Source organism: Niveispirillum sp. FG156, assembly GCF_057809555.1.
Map to the genome: position 1 here is coordinate 1 of NZ_JBMDKE010000029.1, position 17,462 is coordinate 17,462.

Below are 17,462 nucleotides of genomic sequence, written 5' to 3' on the forward strand. Positions count from 1 at the left end.
GCGGTCAGCGCCGATATGAGTCATGTCGCAGCTATCGCTGCTCTCGCTGGGTCCCGGCTTCCGCCGGGATGACGAGGAGGGGAGTAAAAGTGCGGGTCTACTCCACTCCCGCCAGTGCCTCGCGAATGGTTTCCACGATCTGGTCGATCTGGGATTTCTCCACGATCAGCGGTGGGGACAGCGCGATGATGTCGCCGGTGGTGCGGATCAGGACGCCCTTTTCGAAGCATTTCAGGAAGGTGGAGAAGGCGCGCTTGGTCGGCTGGCCCGGCAGGGGTTCCAGTTCGATGGCGCCGATCAGGCCCAGATTGCGGATGTCGATGACATGGCGCGCATCCCGCAACGAATGGATGGCGTCGGCCCAGTAATCATTGAGGTCCGCCGCGCGGGTCAGCAGGCCTTCATCCTTATAGACCTTCAGCGTCGCCAGACCGGCGGCGGCGGCGAGCGGGTGGCCAGAATAGGTGTAGCCGTGGAACAGCTCAATCATGTGTTCCGCCCCCGTCATGAAGGCGTCGTAGATCTTCTTTTGAAAGAAGACGGCGCCCATGGGGACGGTGGCGTTGGTCAGGCCCTTGGCGGCGGTAATGATATCGGGCACGACGCCGAAATAATCGGTGGCGAACGGCGTGCCCAGGCGACCGAAGCCGGTAATGACCTCATCAAAGATCAGCAGCAGGCCATGCTTGTCACAAATGGCGCGCAGCCGTTCCAGGTAGCCCTTGGGCGGGACCAGCACACCGGTGGAGCAGGCAACCGGTTCGACAATCACGGCGGCGATGGTGCTGGCATCGTGCAGGGCGACGATACGTTCCAGCTCATCCGCCAGGTGGGCGCCCCATTCCGGTTGGCCGATTGAGAAGGCCTGTTGTGACCGGTCATGGGTGTGGGGCAGGTGGTCGACGCCGGGCAGCATGGTGCCAAACGCCTTGCGGTTGGTGACGATGCCGCCCACGGAAATGCCGCCGAAACCCACGCCATGATAGCCGCGTTCACGCCCGATGAAGCGGGTGCGCTGCCCCTCGCCGCGTGCGCGGTGATAGGCCAGCGCCACCTTGAGTGCGGTATCCACCGATTCTGAACCGGAATTGGTGAAAAACACATGGTCCAGGCCGGCGGGCAGCAGGGCCGTGAGCTGTGACGCGAAGTCGAACGCACCAGGATGGCCCATCTGAAAGGCGGGCGCATAGTCCATTTCGGCGGCCTGTGCCTGAATGGCCTTTACAATCTCCGGTCGGCAATGGCCCGCATTCACGCACCAGAGGCCGGCGGTGCCATCCAGAATGGGGCGGCCATCTTCGGTGCGGTAATACATGCCGCTGGCCGAAACCAGCATGCGCGGCGTCTGCTTGAACTGCCGGTTCGCGGTGAACGGCATCCAGAAAGCATCGAGATTGTTGGTGGAAGGGTGCGTGGTTCCGGTCACGACACGGTTGCTCCATCTTGTTAAAGAGGGGCATAGGATGACATAGAAGTAATTTGCCGTGTGCAGGAAGTTGGCCGATGACAACCGGAAAGGACCGGGGCAGCAAGGTCCAAAGGGGTGATCGCGGATCATGGCGGATGTGACGGGTGACGAAGAACGGGTTCCGTGGCGCGGCTGGGTCAAGGGCGGGCTGACGGGACTGGTGATCCTGGCTGTCGGCGCGCTGGCCTGGACGGCCTTGTCGCACCTGGCGGCGGAGATTTCGTATCAGGAGGTGGTGGACGCCCTGCGCGCCACGCCCGGATGGGCGCTGGCGGTGGCGCTCGCCGCCACGGGCGTCAGTTTCCTGGCCCTGACCTTCTATGACTGGACCGCGCTGCGCTATGTCGGGCGCAAGGTGCCCTATCCGGTGATCGGCCTCACCTCCTTCTGCGCCTATGCGGTGGGCAATACGGTGGGGTTTGGGCCGCTGACGGCGGGCGCCATCCGGTATCGGTTCTATACCCCGCACGGGCTGGAGCCGGAGGAGGTGGCGCGGATCGTCGGGTTCGTTACGGCCACCTTTGGCCTGGGTGTCGCGGGGGTGACGGCGCTGGGCCTGTTCATTGCCGGTGATGTTACGGGCATGGGCCTGCCGGGATGGATCGGGCATGGGGTGGGGGCGGTCGGCCTTTGCCTGCTGGGTGCGCTGGTCGTAGCGTCAGGGCGGCATCAGACGGTGAAGATTGGCCGCTGGTCGGTGGAGCCGCCGGCGCCGCGCCTGCTGATCATCCAGTTTCTGGCGACCATTGTGGATATTGCGGCAGCGGGCACGGTGCTGTGGGTGCTGCTGCCGGCCAGTGCCGATATCGACCTGCCCTCCTTCATCGCCATCTATGCCGTGGCCATCGGGCTGGGCGTGTTGAGCCATGTGCCCGCCGGGTTGGGCGTGTTTGAGACGGTGGTGATGGCGGCGGTGGCGGGACGGGCTGACACTGAACAAGTGTTGGGCGCGCTGCTGCTGTACCGGGTCGTCTATCACGTCGTGCCGCTGCTGCTGGCGGGTGTTGCTGTGGCCCTGCTGGAGACGCGGCGGGTGGCGGGGCTGCTGGCCGATACGCGCGTGGTGCGGGCCGGACGCCGGCTGGCCCCGCCCGTGCTGGGGGCCTTGACCCTGCTGCTGGCCAGCATGCTGGTCTTTTCCGGGGTCACGCCCGCCGATGATGCGCGCCTTGACCTGCTGTCGGGCCTGCTGCCCCTGCCGCTGGTGGAGGGGGCGCATTTCCTGTCATCCGTGCTGGGCCTGATGCTGTTCGTGGTGGCGCGGGGGGTGACATACCGGCTGGACGGGGCGTGGTGGGCGGCGGTGTCCATCGTCCTGGCGGCCATGGTGCTGGCGCTGGCCAAGGCGCTGGCCCTGACGGAGATGGTGCTGCTGGCGGTGCTGCTGGGCCTGCTGCTGCTGTCGCGGCGGGAATTTACGCGCAAGGCCTCGCTGTTGCATTCGGCCCTGACGCGGCCCTGGCTGGTGGCGGTCGGCCTGCTGCTGATCGCGGCGCTGGCCGTGCTGTTCTTTGTCTATAAGAGCGTCGATTACACCCATGACCTGTGGTGGCAGTTCGAGTTTTCGGGCGAGGCGCCGCGCGGATTGCGGGCCCTGCTGGGCGTGGCGCTGCTGGCGGGGCTGGGGGCCGGGTGGGCGCTGTTGCGGCCCGCCGTGATGGCCGACCTGCCGGACCCGGACAAGGATACACTGGCCCGTGCGCTGGCCGTTGTGGATGCGCAGCGCCGACCGGGGGCGCAACTGGCGTTGCTGGGCGACAAGAAGTTGCTATTTTCCGAAAATGGTCAGGCCTTCATCATGTATGCCCGCCAGGGACGGTCCTGGATCGCGCTGTTCGATCCGGTGGGGCATGAGGAGGAGTGGGCAACCCTGATCTGGCGGTTCGTGGAGATGGCGCGGGCGTCGGGCGGGCGGGCCGTGTTCTATCAGGTGGCCCCGGAAAACCTGGCGCTTTATGCCGATATGGGGCTGGTGGCCTTCAAGCTGGGGGAGGAGGCGCAGGTGGACCTGCAGGCCTTCGACTTGAAAGGGTCGAAGCGGGCCAATCTGCGCAATTCCGCCAACCGCTGCGAAAAGGCGGGCGTGCAGTTCGAGATGGTGCCGGCGGCGGGGGTTCCGGCCCTTCTGGATGAACTGCGCGCCGTGTCGGATGACTGGATGGCGGCGCATAATGTGCGGGAGAAGCGGTTTTCCCTGGGGGCCTTCATCCCCGATTATATGGCGCTGCGCCCCGTCGCCGTGCTGCGCCGTGACGGGCAGGTGGTGGCCTTTGCCAGCCTGATGCTGACGGCGCAGGCGGAAGAGGCCAGCATCGACCTGATGCGGTTCTCCAGCAAGGCGCCGCCCGCCGTCATGGAATATCTGTTGATGCGCCTGATCCTGATGTTCAAGGAACAGGGGTACAAGCGCTTTAACCTGGGCATGGCGCCGCTATCGGGCCTGTCGGCCAGCGCTGTGGGCCTGTGGCAGCAGGTGGGCAGAGCCGTCTATGAACGCGGGGACCGGTTTTATAATTTCAGCGGGTTGCGTACCTTCAAGTCCAAGTTCGGGCCGGAATGGGAAGCACGCTATATGGCGGTGCCGGGCGGGTTGAACCCGATGCTGGCCCTGGCCGATATTACCGTCCTGATTGCCGGTGGATTGCGGGGAGTGGTGGGGAAATGACGATGCGCGGCGTGATCATGGGCCTGCTGGTCGCGGGGCTGGCGGCGTTGACCATTCCTGCCTGGTGGGTTCACCGCCATGACATCGCCCCCTCCTGGGTGCATCTGCCCGTGGATGGGCTGCTGGGGCCCGTGCGGGTGATGCAGGCCATGGGGCGGCAGGATGGGCCGGTGGTCATGCTGCTGTCCGGCCCCGAAGGATGGGACACGCGCAGCGGGCATCTGGCCCGCCGTCTGGTGCATGCGGGCGTCGTGGTCATCGGCCTGGACCTGAAGGAGGTGACGGCGCGGGTGGTGGCGGCGGATGGGGAATGCGTGGACCCCAGCTGGGCCCTGCAGGATGTGGCCCATGCCGCACAGCGGGGGCTGGGGCTGAAACGCTATCAGCTGCCGGTACTGGCCGGGATCGGGGCGGGGGCGGATATGGCGGTGGCCATGGCCGGCACCGGCACACCCGCCATCCTGGGGGGGGCAGTGGCCGTGGACGAGGCCAAAGGGCCGCTGCCCAAGCCGTTCTGCGCCAACCCGCAAGGGGCACAGGTGCCGGTGGTACGGCCCAGCGGTGGTGGGCGGCCGGGCGAAAGGCTGATCGCGGAAATGACGCGGCGGGTGGGCGCGCAGGGGGCCGATGAATTGTCCGACCTGCCGCTGACCGAGCTGCCGGCGGACGCGAAGCATGGGGTGCTGGCCATCGTCTATTCCGGGGATGGCGGCTGGCGCGATCTGGACAAGGATATTGCGGAATATCTGCAGGCCCAGGGCGTGCCCACGGTCGGCCTGGATATGCTGCGCTATTATTGGGCCTGGCGGTCGCCGGAAGACAGTGCCACCGACCTGTCCCGCCTGATCACCCATTACCGCAAGGCATGGGGCGTGGAGAAGGTGGTGCTGGTCGGATATTCGTTCGGCGCCGATGTCATGCCCGCCCTTTATAACCTGCTGCCGGCGGAGCAGCGGGACAGTGTGGTGCAGGTCTCGCTGCTGGCCCTGTCGGCCAGGGCCAATTTCGAGGTGACGGTGGGCGAGTTCCTGACCGCCAACAGCGAAAGCACGCAACCGACCAAGCCCGACCTGGACCGGATCGCGCCCGGCAAACTGCAATGTTTTGAGGGTCGCGAGGATGCCGAAGGGGTGTGCGATACGCTGACCGGAACCGGCGTGGAGGTGGTGGCGACCGAGGGTGGCCATCATTTCGACGGTGATTATGAGGCGCTGGCCGCGCGGATATTGGCGGGTGTGGGGGTAAGGATGGGAGGTGGTGGCGAGGGGAAGTGAGGGGGGTGTTGGCTTCACTTTCCCGCGTTTTGCCCTCACCCTCCCGTCGGCTGGCGCCGACGGGCCCCTCCCTCTCCCACGTTCGTGGGCGAGGGGCGGAACTTTGGTGATGGGTGAAACTTAGCCCCTCGCCCGCTGGCGGGAGAGGGAGGGGCCCGAACGCGCAAGCGTTTGGGAGGGTGAGGGGGGGGGCCTTACGCCATCTCCATCATCTCGGTCCGGGGGGCCGTGCTCTGCCCCGCCTCAAACCGCACGCGGTTGCGGCCCAGGCCCTTGGCGACATAAAGCGCGGCGTCGGCGCGGGAGAACAGGTCGGGTAGGCCACGGTCGCCGGGGGCCAGCGTCGTGGCGCCGATGCTGGCCGTGAAATGCGGCAGGCCTGCGCTGCGGTCAGCATCCAGCATGGCGCGCAGCTTCTCGGCCACCAGCAAAGCCCCCGCCTCCCCGGCACCGGGCAGCAGGATGGCGAATTCCTCGCCCCCTGTGCGGCCCACCATGTCGCCCTGGCGCAGGGCCGTCTGGGCCAGTTCGGCGAAGCGGACCAGGACGGCGTCGCCGGTGGCGTGGCCATGCTGGTCATTGATGGCTTTGAAATGGTCCAGATCGACCAGCAGGCAGGACAGTTCCGTGCCCTCGCGCCGGGCCTGGATCACCGCCGCTTCCCCGGTATCAACCAGGAAGCGGCGGTTGGGCAGGCCCGTCAGGCTGTCGCGGCTGGCCAGATCGAACAGGCGACCGGCATAAAGCCGGATGCGCGTCACCATGGGGCGGAAGATGAAAACCGCCTCTGCCAGCAGGGTGGTCAGCAGGATGGCCAGCACCACCTTCTGTGCCTGACGCAGCCAATGGGTGCGGCCATTGGCTTCATTCTCGAAGATGGTCACGGCCCGGTCCAATGCGGGCAGCAGCGTGTCGCGGGCGGCCAGGTGGAACTGCCGGAACGATGTCTCGTCGCCGGTTTCCGCAAACCGGTCGGCATCGTCCAGGAAGGCGCGGACGCGCGCGTCCAGCGGGCTGGGGCCGGCGAAATAATGGGCGCTGGCGGTGGGGGACAGCGGGTTGGAGATGCCCAGATCATCGCCATGCACCAGCGCATCCTGTGACCGGCGCATCAGGGCGATGGCGTCGCGCAGCGGCTGCCGCGCCGTTTCATCCCCCTGGTGCAGGTCGTTGCCCAGCAGGGATATGCGCTGTGACAGCATGCGCTGCCGGCCCGCGACATTGATGATGGTGGCGGCATCACGCTGTTCGGAAATGACATTGTCCAGCAGCAGATGCACGCCGCCCGACAGGATGGCGATCAGGGTCAGGGCGATCACATAGGCGGCTGTCAGCCGGCCCACCACATTGCGATCACCTGCCACCTTTGTTCTCCTGCACCCATGGAACGATCAGTGTCAGGTAAACCCAGGAAGGCCGCTTTCGAAACTGTGCAATGGCATAGGGTGACCGAAAAGACCGGCCGGGGCCGTCATCGAACCAGGGTTGGAGGACCGCACCGATCAAAGAATATATCCTATGGCGGATGCAAAAAGCCTGTGGTAGTGAGGGGCCTATTGTTGCCGCAAACGACCAACCAGAACAAAATCAGGCAGTGATCCATGTCCATCAGGAATTTTGCCGGGTGCAGTGTCTGTGCCCTGGCCCTGCTGTCCGCCCTGCCGGTGACGGCGCAGCAGAGCGACGACAATGTCGTACGCAATGCCACCGATGCCTTCGGCCTGCGTGTGGGCACCGAATCCATCGGTCTCTATGATGCCGGCAATGTGCGCGGGTTCAGCCCCGACAGTGCCGGCAATGTCCGTTTGCAGGGCTTGTTCATCTCACAGCAGGGATCGCTGTCCGACCGGGTGGTGGATGCGACCAGCATCCGGGTGGGGCTGAATACCGTCGGCCTGCTGTTCCCGGCCCCGTCGGGCATCGCCGACCTGTCGCTGCGTAACCCGGACCGGACGGGGGCGGAGATGCGGGTCGGCATCGATCCACGGACATCGCCCTTCCTGGAACTGGACACGGCCTATGTCGCGGCGGACGGGCGGTTCAAGCTGTCGGCGGGGGTGGCCGCGCGGCCCGACAGCAATGGCGCCTTTGGCGGGGATCAGCGGTCCTGGTCCGCAGGCTTCGTCCCGCGCTGGCAGGTGACGGAGGATGTGTCGGTCACGGGCTTTGCCGACTGGGACCAGATGCATGACAGCGAGGTGGTGCCCAACTACCTGCCCGACGGCCCCTATCTGCCGCCGCGCGTGGACCGGGATGTCGATCATACGCTGCCCTGGGCCGACTGGGCCTATGAGAGCGAGAACCAGGGGGTGATCGTCGATGCGGGGCTGATGAACGGGCTGACGGCGCGGGCCGGCCTGTTCCGGTCGGTGCATCGCCTGCCCTATGACGCCTTTGCCCTGCTGTCGGTCGACCAGGACCGGCAGGGGCGGATGCTGCATGTCCTGCTGCCGGCCACGCGGTACGCGGCATGGTCGGGAGAGGCCTCGGTCGCCTATGAATGGGTACACGGCCAGACACAGCAGACAATCAGCCTGGCCGGGCGCGGCCTGTCCAAGCGCAGCCGCAAGGGCGGGGATATCGAGGTGGATTACGGCCCCTGGGCCATGGATCGCCGGCCCAATGTGGCGGAGCCATTGGTGGGGTTCGACCAGCCCCAGGACCGCAACGAGGTGAAGCAGCACACGCTGGGCCTGGGCTATAATCTGTCCTGGGATGGGCGGCTGGACCTGGGTGCCGGGGTGCAGAAGGCCGACTATACCAAGATCGCGCGGCCCGGCACGGGCGGGGAGGCGCGGGGTGGGTCCAAGCCCTGGCTCTACAATGCGGTCGCGGCCTGGCGGTTCGACAATGACGTTATCGCCTATGCCAGCTATTCCAAGGGGTTGGAGGAAAGCGGGTCGGCGCCCATCACGGCGGTCAACCGCAATGCGGTGCTGCCGGCGGTGAAGACGACGCAGTGGGAAGCGGGGGTTCGTACCGCCGTCGGGCCGCTGACCCTGACCAGTTCGGTGTTCGATGTGCGCCGGCCCTATGACGGGATGGATGCGGCGGACCGCTATGGCTTCCTGGGCGAGGTGCGGCACCGGGGGGTGGAGGCGTCGCTGTCGGGGGAGCCGGTGGAAGGGCTGTCGGTGGTGCTGGGCGCTGTCCTGCTGGACCCGGAGGTGCGGGGGGACGAGGTGGAGCGGGGCCTGATCGGGCGGCGGCCCGTGGGACAAAGCCGGATGCAGTGGCAGGCCAGCGTCGATTATGCGCCCGGCATCGTGGAGGGGCTGTCGGTCGACATGACCGTGGATCACAGCGCCAAAACGACGTCGCGCGGCGATAATCTGGCCGATGCCCCGGCCTATACATTGGTGGATGCCGGCCTGCGCCAGGAATTCGGCCTGTGGGGGCAGGAAACCAGCCTGCGCGCCCAGGTGCAGAACCTGTTCGATGCGCAGGGGTTCTTTGTCGAAGGCGATGGGGAATATGAGCCGATGGCGGGACGTACCTGGCGTCTGGCGCTGACGGTCAGGATGTGAGGGGTGGCGACCGGTTGATAACAAAGAATGCGCAATCCATGTTATGCTGTGATCGTCAGCACCAGGGAGGGCAGCATGAATGTGTCGATCGGTCGCCGGTGGGAGACGTTTGTGGATGATGCCGTGAAAAGCGGTCGCTATGGCTCCGCCAGCGAGGTCATCCGTGAGGGGCTGCGTCTGGTGGAGGAGCGCGAGGCGCGGTTGCAGGCGCTCCGCGATACGTTGAATGCGTCGATTGCCGAAGGCGGCTTTGGCACGCCTGAGGATTTGATGCGGGAAATGTCGCAGGTGTCGCTGGAGCTTGAGAAAGAGGGCTATTGAGCGTGCGGCGCCTGTTTTACAGCGCTGCCGCCCGGCGGGATGTCGCCGATATCATGCGGTATATTGCACGGCAGAGCCTGAGCACCGCCGTGGCGCAGAAATTTGTGACGGCGGTGGATGACCATTGCCGCAAACTGGCCCGGCTGCCCGGTGCCCTGGGCCGGCCCCGTCCGGAACTGCGCGCGGGCATGCGGTCATCGCCGTTTCGGGGATATGTGGTGTTTTTTCAGTATGTTGAGGATCGGTTGGAGGTGATCAATATCCTGGAGGCGCACCGGGATGTTGAGACCTATTTCGAAGAAGCGTGATCCGCGAAGCGCCGCCGGGGTTCCCGCGGATTACGCTTCGCTAATCCGCGCTACGATCATGCCGTTTTGCTTAGAAACCCCAGTGCCGCCGCATTGAACCCGTCTGGGTCGACCACATTCACGGCATGGCCGCCGAAATCAGTCAGGTGCAGCTGTGCGTTGGGCAGGCCGTCGGCCAGACGCAGGGAGCGGCTGTAGGGGACCAGCAGGTCATCCTTGGTGGCGATGACGAGGCAGGGGTGGGGGATGGACCCCAATTTTGCATCGATATCAAAGCCGCGAAGGGCGGCGACGCGGCGGCGGATATTGTCGGCACCCTGGAAATGCGCGATGGCGTGCGCTTCCTCCGCATCCAGGCGGTCGGCATTCTCGGCCATCCAGATGGCGGGGTAGAGGAACAAAGGCTGTGCCTTCACGAACATCGGCACGCCGGATTTTTCCAGCAGTTCCAGGCGCACATCGAAGCAGCGACCGGAATGCGGATCGGCCTTGCTCCAGGCATTGATCAGCACCAGCTTGTCCAGCCGGTCGGGCGCGCGCAAGGCCAGATCCAGCCCGATCAGGCCGCCCAGGGCATGGCCCATCAGGCTGAAACGCGGCACGCCCAAACGGTCGGCGATGTCCAGCAGGTCATGGGCCATGGCGGTGATCCCGCCATTTTCAGGAACCATCCCGCCCGTGCGCCCCGTGCCGTGATGATCGTAGGTGATGACGCGGAAATGCGGGGTGAGGGCGGGGAGCTGGGCAGCCCAGTAGGTACCGGAGCCGCCCAGGCCCGACGACAGGATCAGGACCGGGGCGTCGGCATCGTCCCGACCATAGGTTTCCACATGCATCATTTTTTCCCGATATGGGCGACGGTGGCGATTTCCACCAGCGCGTCGGGCTTGACCAGACCGCACTGGATGCAATAGCGCGCCGGCTTGTCGCCCGGGAAATATTCGGCATAGACCTTGTTCACGGCCTGATAATTGGCCCAGTCGGTGATGAAGATGTGGTTCATGGTCACATCCTCCATGGTCCCGCCCGCCGTCTCGATCACCGATTTGATGGTCTCCAGCACATGGCGCGTCTGCGCCCCGGCATCGCCGACATGGACCACGTCGTTGTTCTTGTCGAACGGCAGGGTGCCGGAGACATAGACGACGCCATCAGCCAGGGTGCCCGGCGAATAGGGGGCGATGGGTTTCTGCGTGCCCTCGGGAACGATGATCTGCTTGGGCATGGTTTGCTGCTCCTGTTTGTTGGTGTGTTATTCGGACAGGGGGGCGGCCTGGGAGATCACCCCGCAGAAATCATCGACGGTGGCGACCCAGCCGAAGAATTTCTCGACATTGTAGACGGTCGCCTTCTGGATGAAGTCAGGCCCCAGATGATGCGTGGCGTCCTCCAGCATCACGCCGAAATATTCCAGGTGGAAAGCATCGCGCAGCGAGCTTTCGACGCAGACATTGGTGGCGATGCCGACAAAGACCAGATTACGGATGCCGCGTGCCCGAAGGACGCTGTCGACATTGGTATTGAAGAAGCCGCTGTAGCGGGTCTTGGGGATCAGGATATCGCCCTTTTGCGGCTGCAACTCCTCCACAATGGCGTAATCCCAGGTGCCCTTGGCCAGCAATTGCCCCTGCAACTCCGGCCTTGCCCGCATGGTTTTCAGGGCGTTGGATTTGTGCCAGTTGGGGGAGCCCGGCCCCCCCGCCTCCACATAATCCGGGTCCCAGCCATTCTGGAAATAGACGACCAGGACACCGGCGGCACGGGCGGCATCCAGCGTGCGCTTGATATTGGCGATGGTGCCGCGCGCGCCGGAAATGTCGAACCCGGCCAGATCGACATAGCCGCCCGCCGTGGAATAGGCGTTCTGCATATCCACGACGATGACAGCGGTTTCTGCCGGGTTCAGGCGGATCGGTTCCGGGCGGGCCGGCAGGGTGACCGACCGGGTGCGGGCCGCCGGCGGTTCATAACCGGCGCTGCTCATGCCGGCCCCTTGATATGCTGACGGCATTTCATCAGCGGCTGGATGCGGGTGCCGAAATCCTCCACCCCCTTCACGAAATCATCGAAGGTCAGCAGCACGCCGCCCGTGCCGGGCACCGTCGGCACTTCGTCCAGCATGCGGGCCACGGTTTCATAGGACCCGACCAGGGTGCCCATGTTGATATTCACCGCCGACACCGGATCGGCCATCTGCCGGACATTGGTGTCAGAGCCTGATTTGGTGTCGGCCGCACCCTGCACGCCCAGCCAGGATATCGCCTCCTGATCGGCACCGGCCTTATAATGCTCCCACTTGGCCCTTGCCGCCTCGTCCGTCTCATCCGCGATGATCATGAACAGGACGTAGGAGGAAACCTCGCGCCCCGTCTTTTCTGCCGCCACCCGCATCCGGTCTACGGTGGGGGCGAAGGCGGTGGGCGTGTTCACCCCCATGCCGAAGCAGAAATTATAGTCGGCATATTGCGCGGAAAAGGCCATGCCGGCATTGGATGACCCGGCACAGATCAGCTTCACATCGGCCTGCGGACGCGGCGACAGGCGGCAATCATCCATCTGGAAATATTTGCCCTTCAGGTCGCTGCGGCCCGTGGCCCAAAGCTCGCGCAGGATCGTGGCATATTCGGCCAGATAGTCGTAGCGGTTGGCAAAATGCTCATCCCCCGGCCACAAACCCATTTGTGAATATTCCGGCCGCTGCCAGCCGGTGACGAGGTTCACGCCGAAGCGCCCGCCGGAGATACTGTCGATGGTGGATGCCATGCGGGCCACGATGGCGGGCGGCATGACGAGGGTCGCGGCGGTGGCGTAGATCTTGATGCGGCTGGTCACGGCGGCCAGACCCGACATCAGGGTGAAACTTTCCAGATTATGGTCCCAGAATTCGGTCTTGCCGCCGAAACCACGCAGCTTGATCATCGACAGCACGAAATCCAGACCGTGCCTTTCCGCCGATTGGGTAATCTGTTTGTTCAGATCGAAGCTGGGCTTGTATTGCGGCGCGTTCTCCGACAGCAGCCAACCATTATTCCCGATGGGAATGAATATACCGATCTCCATCCTGCCTCCCCTGAAAGTGACCTTGGGTCGAAACGTGGGAAAGCCAATCAGCTTCGCAGGTTCCGTGCCAAGGGCGCCTGAATGGCGGAAATCAAGGCAAAGCCCGGTCTTGGTGCGTGACCGGTCTGGGGGAGATGCTACGCCTGTTGCGGCAAGCGTGCCAGGAAAAGCGGCAGGTGGCGGGAAATTGGGCGGGTGGTTTGGGGCTTGCCGTACTCTTTTCCGGCCTCCCCGGCGAAGGTGTTATGTCCCGTCAGATTGTGTAGAGTTGGATAATATTGCCCGCGGGTTATCCTATCTGCGTAATCGGAGGCAAGATGCTGATCAATCTTCACAAGAACGCCAAGACGACCCCTCGGACGCGCGCGTATATTCAGTCGAGCGATGCATCGGTGGCGGAACTGGCGATTGAGCTGAACGTCAGCGAAACGACGATCCGTCGCTGGAAGAAGCGGGACCATACGGGGGATGGCTCGCACGTCCGGCACAATCTTAGCCAGAGCACCTCGGCGGTGGAGGAGGCGCTGATCGTTGAATTGCGGCGGGATGTTGGTCTTGGCCTGGACGATATTGTCGAGGTGATGAACCGCTGCGTGAACCCGAAACTCTCGCGCAGCGCGATCCATCGGGCCCTGCACAGGCTCGGCGTGGCGCAGCGTCCGGCCAAGGTGGAAGACAAGCCTACCGTTGGCAGCGGCAAATTCGACCAGACGACCTGTGGGTTCATCCATATCGATCTCAAACATCTGCCGCGGCTCGAAGGCCAGCCTGCCTATGTTTTCGTGGCCATCGACCGTGTTACCCGTTTCGTTAATATCGAGATCATGACCGACAGACGGGCCGAAACCGTCAATGCCTGTCTGGTCCGGTTCCTGGAGGCCTTCCCCCACCGCGTTCACACCATCCTCACCGACAATGGCAGCGAGTTCACCGACAGGTTCGCCGTTGACATGAAGGGCAAGCCCCAAGGTCTACCTTCAGGAAACCATCCTTTCGACAGGACATGCGCGCAGAACAATATCAAGCACCGCCTGACAAAGCCTTTCCACCCCCAGACAAACGGCATGGTCGAGCGCTTCAACAGGCGCATCAGCGAGGCCATCCGAGACCGCCCCTCCACAGGCGCCAATCGCGGTAAAAACAAATTCGCCTCTCAAAAAGAGCGAAATGACTTCCTCAAAACCTTCGTCCAAAACTACAATCACACTAGGCTGCGATGCTTAGGATACAAAAGCCCAGCTGAAACTCTACACAATCTGACGGGACATAACACGAAGGCCGGGGCCCAGGGGTCAAGTGCCCACATGTTGTGGCGCGGCGAGCGGAGCAGGCGGTGAGGGTGGTGCGTGCGGCCCCTGGGCCCCGGCCTTCGCCAGGGAGGCGCTTATTTGATAGGATGGACGAACCTAACTCCGACCTGCCCTCAATCCTCCCACTTCACCGCCAGTTTCTGGAAAATATCCACCAGCCCCGGCTCGCTGATCAGCATGGCGGCTTCGGCGGGGGGGAACCAGCGGCGGTCGCGTTGGGTGCGTTCGGGCCAGTCGGGGAGTTCGGTTGACACTTCCAGGGGGAAGACCGACACGTCGCAGGTGATGGTGCTGCCATCGTCCAGCCGTTTGTCATAGCGGTATTCGCCCACGGCCTTCTTCTTGACCTTGCCACGCACGCCCGCTTCCTCGAACGCCTCGATGGCCGCCATCTCATGCGGTTCGACATTCTTTTTCGCCCAGCCCTTGGGAATGATCCACCGCCGCGTTTCACGCGAGGTGACCAGAAGGATCTGCGGGCCGGTTACGGTCATGCGGAACGGCAGGGCCGCATGCTGGACTGTGTTTTTGCGATCACCCATTTATTGCTTTTACACCCTGAACGAACTGCCTGAATAGCTATCCGTTCTTAGTGCGACGGATAATCACCCAGTATCTTGGGTCAACATGACCGTTTTGTGACATTAACATTACGGGACGGGGCCATTCAATGTTACATGGGGCCCAGACTGCGGCGTGAAGGCCGGCAGTGCCCCTGCGATTGCGTTATCGGGATAGAAGATGCTGAGCCTGTTCCGGGCCATGATGCCCCGCGAAGAACGGTTTTTCGACCATTTTACCGACCATGCCCGTCTGATTCTGGTCGCCGCCGAGGCGCTGCGTGATCTGGTCAAGAATGGTGACCAGCTGGAGATGCGGTTCCAGCGTATCCATCAGGCGGAGAACGATGCCGACAAGATCACCAAGGAGATCCAGGCGGCTGTCCATCGTTCCTTCATCGTGCCCTTCGACCGGTCCGATATCCAGGATCTGGCCAAGCGCATGGATGACATCATCGACCTGATCCAGGACGTGGCCCGTCACATGACGGAAGCCGGCCCGATGGAATATACGGCCGAGATGCATGCGCTTTCCGAGCTGATCGTGCGCTGTGCCGCCATCCTGCCGGAATGCCTGCCCAAGCTGCGCGACATTCCCCGCCATGTCGCGGAAATGACCCGCATGACGCGCGAGATTTCCGAACTGGAGAGCGACAGCGATAAGATCCTGCGCGCCGCCAAGGCCCGCCTGCGTCAGGAAAGCGGCGGTCTGGATGCCCCCATCACCTATCGTCAGGCGCTGATCCGCGAGATCCTGGAACTGATGGAAGCCGTGCTGGACGCGGGCGAGGATGTCGCCGACATCGTCGACAGCATCATCGTCGACAATGTCTGATCGGCGCCTCCCATGGAACTGATCTCCCTGCCGATCCTGATCGGCCTGATCGCCCTGGCGCTGGCCTTCGATTTCCTGAACGGCCTGCATGACGCGGCCAACTCCATCGCGACGGTGGTGTCGACGCGCGTGCTGTCGCCGCGCAACGCCGTGATCATGGCGGCCTTCTTCAACTTTATCGCCTTCATCTTTTTCGGCACGCATGTGGCCAACACCATCGGCAAGGGCATTGTCGATGCCAGCATCATCGATGCCTCGGTGATCTTCGCGGCCCTGATGGGGGCGATCATTTGGAACATCGTCACCTGGCTGGGCGGCATCCCCTCCTCCTCCTCCCATGCGCTGGTGGGTGGTCTGGTCGGGGCCGGCGTGGCCAAGGCCGGCTGGGGGGTGGTCGGTTCGGGCCTGATCAAGACGGCGGTGGCCATCGTGATTTCGCCCACCGTCGGTTTCGTGCTGGCCATCATCCTGATGGTCATCGTCTCCTGGGTGTTCCGCCGCTTCTCCCCCTTCAAGGTGGACAAGGTGTTCCGCAGTGTGCAGATCGTCTCGGCCTCGCTCTACAGCCTGGGCCATGGCGGCAATGACGCGCAGAAGACCATGGGCATCATCGCCGTCCTGCTGTTCAGCCAGGGCTACATGCCCGAAGGGTTCCATGTGCCGTTCTGGGTGGTCATTTCCTGCCAGTTCTGCATGGGGCTGGGCACGCTGTTCGGCGGCTGGAAGATCGTGAAGACCATGGGGTCGCGCCTGACGGAACTGAAGCCCGTCCATGGCAGCTGTGCCGAGACGGCGGGCGCCATCACCCTGTTCACGGCGACATATCTGGGCGTTCCCGTCTCCACCACCCACACCATCACCGGCGCCATCGTCGGCGTGGGGTCTGCACAGCGGGCCTCGTCCGTGCGCTGGGGTCTGGCGCAGGGCATCCTGGTGGCCTGGGTCCTGACCATGCCGGCCGCCGCCGCCGTGGGCGCCGGCTTCTACTGGTTGACGCGGGTGTTTTAAGCGGGTCACCATGGGCGGTATCCACCATAGGGTGCCGTCCATGTTCTATTCATGCACGTTCCCAGTGATCGCATACGATCACTGGGCCTCAGTCGCCGGCGCTGCCATCCGGCAGCTTGGCTACGCCGCATGGGCGGCGCGGCGACAGTCGTCGCCGAACCCTGACCCGTCGCGTGGCACGCGCCAGATCAGGGTTTTGATTCCTACCATTCTCGTCGCCCTCTTGTTCTCCGTGCCGGCCCTGGCCGCCGACCCGCCGCCGGTCCTCACATACAAGGACCTGCTGGCCCGGCCCAAGTTGACGGGTGGGGTACGGGTGGCCTATGGCAGCGATGCGCAGCAGTTCGGGGATCTGTGGTTGCCGGCGGGGACGGGGCCGCACCCGGTGCTGGTGCTGATCCATGGTGGCTGCTGGCTGGGCGATGTGCCGGCCTTCGAACTGATGAACCCGATGGCCAAGGCGCTGTCGGATGCCGGCATCGCCGTCTGGAATATCGAATATCGTCGGCTGGGGCAGGCAGGGGGCGGCTATCCCGGAACCTTCGCCGATGTGTCGGCGGCGTTGGAGCAGGTCCGCGCCCTGGCCGGGCCGCACAAGCTGGACCTCACGCGGGTTGCCGTGGTGGGGCATTCGGCGGGCGGGCATCTGGCCGTCTGGGCCGCCGGGCGCGCGCTGCTGCCCAAGGGCAGCCCGCTTTACAAGGCCGACGCCTTGCCCGTGACGGGGGTGGTGTCGCTGGCCGGCATCGTCGACCTGCGCGATTACCGCGCGCGGGGGCCGGCGGCCTGTGGCGGGCCGGAAACGGTGGACAAGCTGATCGGGGCTGCCACGCGGGGGGAGGCGGCCTTTGCCGATACCTCACCGGGCGAGGCACCCATTAAAAGCCTGTCTCTCACGCTGGTGTCCGGCACGCGCGACATCATCGTGCCGCCGACATTCGCCCAGGCCTACGGGGCCAAGGCGTTGGGGCCGGGGTTGCGGGAGCTGGAGATTGACGGGGCCGGGCATTTTGAGCTGATCGACCCGCAATCGGGCGCCTGGGCCGTAATCCAGGCGGAGATACGGGATCGGTTGCGGCGGTAGGGGGCGGGAGCGGGGTTGCCCTCACCCTCCCGAGCCTTCCGG

At 64.4% G+C, this 17,462-nt stretch carries 16 protein-coding genes; 9 read left to right on the forward strand and 7 right to left on the reverse strand.

What is annotated here, in order from left to right:
* Window positions 1-97 precede the first annotated feature (97 nt).
* On the reverse strand, window positions 98-1,426 hold the full coding sequence (gene aptA / locus ACODSP_RS18325) for an omega-aminotransferase AptA (RefSeq protein WP_488966998.1): 1,329 nt from the start codon (window positions 1,424-1,426) through the stop codon (window positions 98-100).
* Window positions 1,427-1,556: 130 nt separating this feature from the next.
* On the opposite strand from aptA, the gene mprF reads away from it, so the two are divergent.
* Window positions 1,557-4,133 carry a bifunctional lysylphosphatidylglycerol flippase/synthetase MprF gene (gene mprF / locus ACODSP_RS18330; RefSeq protein ID WP_488966999.1) on the forward strand — a complete coding sequence of 859 codons (2,577 nt, stop codon included), beginning with the start codon at window positions 1,557-1,559 and terminating at the stop codon, window positions 4,131-4,133.
* On the forward strand, window positions 4,130-5,407 hold the full coding sequence (locus ACODSP_RS18335; protein WP_488967000.1) for a virulence factor family protein: 1,278 nt from the start codon (window positions 4,130-4,132) through the stop codon (window positions 5,405-5,407). The genes mprF and ACODSP_RS18335 overlap by 4 nt, the downstream gene beginning before the upstream one ends.
* A gap of 194 nt (window positions 5,408-5,601) precedes the next feature.
* Here the strand turns inward: ACODSP_RS18335 and ACODSP_RS18340 are convergent, their stop codons facing one another.
* On the reverse strand, window positions 5,602-6,771 hold the full coding sequence (locus tag ACODSP_RS18340; protein ID WP_488967001.1) for a diguanylate cyclase: 1,170 nt from the start codon (window positions 6,769-6,771) through the stop codon (window positions 5,602-5,604).
* 237 nt (window positions 6,772-7,008) lie between these two features.
* On the opposite strand from ACODSP_RS18340, the gene ACODSP_RS18345 reads away from it, so the two are divergent.
* The 3 genes from ACODSP_RS18345 to ACODSP_RS18355 all read left to right on the forward strand — a co-directional run bounded on the left by ACODSP_RS18345 (window position 7,009) and on the right by ACODSP_RS18355 (window position 9,563).
* Window positions 7,009-8,934 (forward strand): TonB-dependent receptor domain-containing protein, encoded by a 1,926-nt coding sequence (locus ACODSP_RS18345; RefSeq protein ID WP_488967002.1) that lies wholly within the window; start codon window positions 7,009-7,011, stop codon window positions 8,932-8,934.
* A 75-nt stretch (window positions 8,935-9,009) separates the two neighbouring features.
* Window positions 9,010-9,255 carry a type II toxin-antitoxin system ParD family antitoxin gene (locus ACODSP_RS18350; RefSeq protein ID WP_488967003.1) on the forward strand — a complete coding sequence of 82 codons (246 nt, stop codon included), beginning with the start codon at window positions 9,010-9,012 and terminating at the stop codon, window positions 9,253-9,255.
* 2 nt (window positions 9,256-9,257) lie between these two features.
* A complete protein-coding gene (locus ACODSP_RS18355) occupies window positions 9,258-9,563 on the forward strand; it encodes a type II toxin-antitoxin system RelE/ParE family toxin (protein ID WP_488967004.1) in 306 nt (101 codons plus the stop codon).
* 56 nt (window positions 9,564-9,619) lie between these two features.
* On the opposite strand, the gene rutD is transcribed toward ACODSP_RS18355, so the two are convergent.
* The 4 genes from rutD to rutA are packed head-to-tail and all read right to left on the reverse strand — an operon-like array spanning window position 9,620 to window position 12,623.
* The gene (gene rutD / locus ACODSP_RS18360) at window positions 9,620-10,402 is read right to left on the reverse strand and encodes a pyrimidine utilization protein D (RefSeq protein WP_488967005.1); all 783 of its coding nucleotides are present in this window, start codon (window positions 10,400-10,402) and stop codon (window positions 9,620-9,622) included.
* Window positions 10,399-10,788 carry a pyrimidine utilization protein C gene (rutC, locus tag ACODSP_RS18365; RefSeq protein ID WP_102115081.1) on the reverse strand — a complete coding sequence of 130 codons (390 nt, stop codon included), beginning with the start codon at window positions 10,786-10,788 and terminating at the stop codon, window positions 10,399-10,401. The genes rutD and rutC overlap by 4 nt, the downstream gene beginning before the upstream one ends.
* 27 nt (window positions 10,789-10,815) lie before the next feature.
* The gene (gene rutB / locus ACODSP_RS18370; protein ID WP_488967006.1) at window positions 10,816-11,547 is read right to left on the reverse strand and encodes a pyrimidine utilization protein B; all 732 of its coding nucleotides are present in this window, start codon (window positions 11,545-11,547) and stop codon (window positions 10,816-10,818) included.
* Window positions 11,544-12,623, reverse strand: a complete 1,080-nt coding sequence (gene rutA, locus ACODSP_RS18375) for a pyrimidine utilization protein A (protein WP_488967007.1) — start codon at window positions 12,621-12,623, stop codon at window positions 11,544-11,546. Before rutA ends, rutB begins: the two co-directional genes overlap by 4 nt.
* A gap of 317 nt (window positions 12,624-12,940) precedes the next feature.
* On the opposite strand from rutA, the gene ACODSP_RS18380 reads away from it, so the two are divergent.
* Window positions 12,941-13,960, forward strand: a complete 1,020-nt coding sequence (locus tag ACODSP_RS18380) for a DDE-type integrase/transposase/recombinase (RefSeq protein ID WP_488967008.1) — start codon at window positions 12,941-12,943, stop codon at window positions 13,958-13,960.
* 86 nt (window positions 13,961-14,046) lie between these two features.
* Here the strand turns inward: ACODSP_RS18380 and ACODSP_RS18385 are convergent, their stop codons facing one another.
* Window positions 14,047-14,475, reverse strand: coding sequence for an NUDIX hydrolase (locus ACODSP_RS18385; protein WP_488967009.1), 429 nt, complete (start codon window positions 14,473-14,475; stop codon window positions 14,047-14,049).
* Window positions 14,476-14,674: 199 nt separating this feature from the next.
* Between ACODSP_RS18385 and ACODSP_RS18390 the strand changes: the two genes are divergently transcribed.
* From ACODSP_RS18390 to ACODSP_RS18400, 3 genes are all read left to right on the forward strand, one after another.
* Window positions 14,675-15,328: a DUF47 domain-containing protein gene (locus ACODSP_RS18390; RefSeq protein ID WP_488967010.1), complete on the forward strand. Its 654-nt coding sequence runs from the start codon at window positions 14,675-14,677 to the stop codon at window positions 15,326-15,328.
* 12 nt (window positions 15,329-15,340) lie between these two features.
* Window positions 15,341-16,336 carry an inorganic phosphate transporter gene (locus tag ACODSP_RS18395; RefSeq protein ID WP_488967011.1) on the forward strand — a complete coding sequence of 332 codons (996 nt, stop codon included), beginning with the start codon at window positions 15,341-15,343 and terminating at the stop codon, window positions 16,334-16,336.
* Window positions 16,337-16,532: 196 nt separating this feature from the next.
* A complete protein-coding gene (locus ACODSP_RS18400; protein ID WP_488967012.1) occupies window positions 16,533-17,420 on the forward strand; it encodes an alpha/beta hydrolase family protein in 888 nt (295 codons plus the stop codon).
* The last annotated feature ends 42 nt before the right edge of the window (window positions 17,421-17,462 follow it).